This window comes from Bacillus silvicola (genome assembly GCF_050524305.1).
Classification (GTDB): Bacteria; Bacillota; Bacilli; order Bacillales; family Bacillaceae_G; genus Bacillus_A; species Bacillus_A cereus_AT.
On record NZ_JBNGVC010000026.1, the window covers coordinates 1 to 4,918 of the forward strand.

The following is a 4,918-nucleotide window of genomic DNA, read 5'->3' on the forward strand; positions in this document are numbered from 1 at the left end:
TACGTATTGCTAATTTATTTATAGCACAAAAGTTTTTTCAACAGATACTAATACCCCTATGAAAATAGGAAATATTCCAATATCCACAAAAGTCAAAAAACATCTATAACAGTAGATTAACTTTCTCAAAACAATCTCGACCATCTAATCATTCTAATAAACCCGTATAATTTATTAATAATCTTAAAAACTAGATAAACCTTACAACAAGACAAATTAATTTATAGTATAGCAATATGTACATTTTATTATTACACAGATATGTAAGCGTTTACTTTCCCGTAGCTAAAAAAATGAAAAAATATAAAAATTATCATTCTACAATCTTTATATAGAATGATAATTACTAGTGAATAAGAGATATTTACTTACAACTAGTATAGAAATATGTTGTAAATCTAAAAAAAATAGAACACTAAAATCTCAAAAAAAGGGGCTGGAAATATGAAAAAAAACAGTAAAAAGACAAAACAGATTTTATCTCTAGCTATGATTGGGGCTATTAGTTCATCATTTGCATTTACATCCCCAGGTTCAGTAAGTGCAGCACAAATTAGTTCTGTTCAAAACATTGCACAACAACAAAATGCATATATAGCAGATTGGCGTGAACCTTTTGAAGCCGCCTATAAATATATGCACAACTTACATGATGACTATTTTATTTCCGAAACAGCAGAATATAAACTTACTAACGTTTATCAGACATCAGTAGAGCAAATTGGTTCACCTACTATTACTAATTCAAGTAGTTTATTTGTAGGGAGATCAACTTTAACTAATAATACCAACCAAGATCAAACACTTACTACAAATGAATTTTCAAAGAATTTTGAAAATTCCGTTACAAATGCTACTACAAATGGATTTAATTTAGGGGCAAGTGCTTCTGCAACATTTAAAATTCCATTAGTTGGAGAGACAAGTATTGAATTGTCCACTGAATATAATTTTTCAGACACAAAGGAAACAACAAAAACTGAAGGTTACACGTATACTGCTAGCGCACAAAATATTGTAGTACCTGCAAATTCATCTGTAGAAGTTGTTGTGAGCTTAAATACTGCTAAAATAAATGGAAATGTAAATCTACTTTCTCGCATGGATGGGACAATTACTTACGATAGAAGCCTAAATGGTGGCTATAATTCTTCTAAATTTACAGAATCACTAGGAAGCTTTACAAAAACAGCTTTGCTATGGGGATCCCAGCCTCGTTTACGAGTTGATAACAGTAATAATTTATATTTAGTAGGGAAAGGAACATACTCAGCAGAATACGGAACAGAATTTCTTGTAAGTGTAAGACCTGTTGAAAAACCTAAAGGATTAGCAGCTACTCCTAGCAAATTAAATAATGAAGGTTACACATATACGGTAAAACCAGAAGTTGAAAAAACAAAATAAAATAAGCATATTTTTTAATAAAAAAACAACGAATGGTTGCTGTATCCCAAAAGGGATTAATTGTGACGAAAATGTGTCTAAACGTACAAAATTCCCGAAATGATATGGTGCGGCCTATTTGCTAAAAATAAAAGAGGCGTTTCTTTAAAAAAGGGAAACGCCTCTTTTATTTAATAAATAAAATTCTACTTTAACACTTACAATACCTAGTCAATTTTACTTTGGAGTTAAAGTTAAAAAATTGCATTACAAAATTATCTACGAGTTTTATTCTAACATATAAAACAAAAAAATATCATTAATATAATAATATATACAAAATTACATACATTGCCCGTAAAAACAATTTTAATAGTTTTGTATATAAAATACCCAGGGATTAAAATAAACGCCTAAAAAGATCGTTTTCCTTGTTTTTGGGTGTGAGGTTTATGGCTGGGGTGAAGCGAAGCGAGGGGCTAGCCCCTTATAGTGTCACAAAAATATAGAATAAGGGTGTATTCATAGACAGTTGATCGAGGCGGTTCGGCAGGTATAATTGCTAGTCCAAGTCGTGCTACCTAAATCCTCGTTTTTGGTATGTTCGGCTTGGCGATATGCCAACACCTGCCGAAATCCACTCATCAATGGTAAAGCGAAGCGGAAAAGGTGGAGATTTTTGAGAGTTTTTTCCTCAAAAATACTACCTGTCCATTGATGAGTGGATAGCCCTTTAATAGATATAGAAGGAACAACCTAGTAAACCCTTGATAAATAAGGGTTTATAGTTTTCTTATGTTCACCCTAGGGGTGAACATATATGTTCACCCCTAGGGTGAACATAAGAAAACAAGATGTTCATTTTTTTGTTGTTTTTGTGAACATCTTGTTCTATAATTTAAACAAGATGTTCACAAAAGTAAAAATATATGTTCATAAAGAAAGGTTGATAATTTTGCCAAATAAAGATGATATTAATATCAGTAAAAATGAGTTAATACAAATTCTTGAATTAACTGGATTACCTTTATCTTCTGTTGAAAAATTAATCAACTTAAAAGATGCTGAACAAAAAGAAATTGAACAACGTAAAAAAGAAATTGATAATCCTCCATTTGTACAAGTTTATAAAGGAATGGGGTTAAAAGCCCTACAATTATTAATTAAAGATAATCAGCTAGCTAGTGAAATTTTTGTCTTCTTCTTAGATAACATGAACAATAACAATCTAGTAATGGCTTCACAACAACTTTTAAGCGAAGAATTTGGAAAAGGCAGAACAACAATATATAAAGCTATTAAATATCTTGAAGAACATAATTTTATTAACGTTGCAAAAGTAGGTACAGCTAATGCATACATAATAAATCCAGAAGTAGCCTTTCAAAATGCACATAATAAAAAAAAGTATGTTGGTTTTAACGGAACAATTTTATTAAGTAAAAAAGAAAATAATAAGCTGTTTGACAAATATAATTACAACAATATTAAAATATTAAAAGAAAAAGAATAACACCAAAAAGCACCCAAATTTATGGGTACTTTTTGGTGTTATTCTTTTTACCTTTCTAAACCACTATCTCTATTTCTATTTTTCTCTTTTTTCTTTTGTTGTATATTTTTTGAAGCAAGATCATAACCTTTCTTCTCATGTTCAGTTAAATTTTTTTCACTAAATCGAGTATTACTAAATGGATTTAAAGTGATATTCACTTTCTTTTTGCAATACCCTACGATTTGTTGGAATTTCTCTATTCCTTGAGGAACTCGTTCTTTATAAAACTCCTGCATTTGTGCAAATAACTTTTGAAGTCTTTCATATTTCGCTTTATATGGTTCTAATTCTTTTTTCTCTTTTTCTAAATATTTTATAGTTGTATGTAAATCTGTATTATTCACTTTCAATGCATGATTTTGTCTCTGTAACGTCTCATTTTCTCTTTTAAAGGCCTCTGATGCTTTAGCAAGGGTTTTAATCCTTTGAAAGTCTTCTAAGCCAATTTCAACCGTTTTAGAGCGAATAAGCCCCCCTTTTTCTTTCACAGACATGTTTTCTACCTTTTTCCCAACATTAACTGCCCTTTTTAAATCATTTAAACGATTTTTCATTTGTTGCATAGACTTCTCTATTTGTTGTTTCTCTAACTCTTTCTCTACAAGGGTATCTTCTAACACTTGTACTTCTTCTTTTACTGTCAAAGCCTTAAAACGTGCGGTTTCAATATGTTTTTTATCACTAGATACTCCCCGTTCTAAATCAAAACCTTTCTCTACCATATGAGCATGAAAATCATCCTGGAGTGAAACCAACTCTTTACGGTTAAAAATCTGTTTCGCTGACAATTTCTTTTCTTCCGTTATTGGAACCATCCCTACATGCATATGAGGTGTTTTTTCATCCAAATGTACCACTGCATGTACAATGTTTTGTTCTCCATATCGTTCCTTAAGAACACTATAAGCTTCTTTAAAAAATTCTTTTTGAGAATCTGAATCTTTTTGACTTAAACTTTCAAAGAAATCTCTATCACTTGTTACCACAAATTCACACATCACAACTGCATCTTTTCGAATCGCTCGATTGGTTTCCACATTCTGTTCAATTTTTTCTTTTACTGTTTTTAAATAATCAATGTACTGATCGTTATGTAAATCATAATTCAAATGACTTTGTTCTTTTTCAATATCAAGATTTGTATGACTCTCTTTTTCTCGTTGATTATGAATCTGGATTCCCTTCACATCTCGCATCTTAAATTTCTGCATTCTACAAATCGCAAAACTCACGAATCCTCACCTCAGCTTGTCCTATTTTTTCCCTCTATTTTGTTCTCGACCACTCTATAAAGTATATACATTTCCCTACTGTTTTTCGGTGGACTTCCATGTAAAGTATAGCACACTATACTTTACTATCGTAAAGGTGTGCCCTGCGGGGCAATTCGGCTTTGCCGAGCCATGACCTGTCATGGCAAAAACCATCTCGTAAACGTTAAATAGTCGTCCCCCGATGGACGCTATTTATTTCACGTTTTCTTGACCACGAGCCTCTAAACCCTCAAACTCCCGAAGACAATCCCACAGAGCAAAAACCGCCCTTGTGGGACAACCTTCAGTAGTTTGCATGAGGGTTTCCCTCATGGTAAAGAAACTTTCGCGACATAATCGCTTAGCGTATTGCTCCTTTCATTGCACTATCTCCTAGAAAAACACTCTTTTTATCTACATTAAATAAATTAATAAAGAAAAAACGACCTCGAGGAAAAAGAAGCGTAAATAAAATTAGATCTATGTAGTTCACAAATTTTAAAAAGATTAATGAAATAATTAGACAAAATTAGACATTATATGCTATATTTTTCATAAAAAGGACATAGACAGATTATTCAGAATTAAAAATATTTAGAAAGGGGGCATTTTTTATGAAGAGTTGAAAAGAAATATCTTAATATGAATAACATTTACAGTATTTGTATTAAAGGGAAATTTATTTATAGCACAAAAGTTTTTTCAACAGATACTAATACCCCTG

At 31.3% G+C, this 4,918-nt stretch carries 3 protein-coding genes; 2 read left to right on the forward strand and 1 reads right to left on the reverse strand.

Annotated features, from left to right (window positions below; all coding sequences use genetic code 11):
- Positions 1-444: 444 nt before the first annotated feature.
- Positions 445-1,407, forward strand: coding sequence for an ETX/MTX2 family pore-forming toxin (locus ACP6L7_RS36150; RefSeq protein WP_430529208.1), 963 nt, complete (start codon positions 445-447; stop codon positions 1,405-1,407).
- A gap of 934 nt (positions 1,408-2,341) precedes the next feature.
- A complete protein-coding gene (locus ACP6L7_RS36155) occupies positions 2,342-2,899 on the forward strand; it encodes a replication/maintenance protein RepL (protein ID WP_430529210.1) in 558 nt (185 codons plus the stop codon).
- 47 nt (positions 2,900-2,946) lie between these two features.
- Here ACP6L7_RS36155 and mobV read toward each other — a convergent pair whose 3' ends face one another.
- Positions 2,947-4,173, reverse strand: coding sequence for a MobV family relaxase (mobV, locus tag ACP6L7_RS36160; protein ID WP_430529209.1), 1,227 nt, complete (start codon positions 4,171-4,173; stop codon positions 2,947-2,949).
- Between the last annotated feature and the right edge of the window lie 745 nt (positions 4,174-4,918).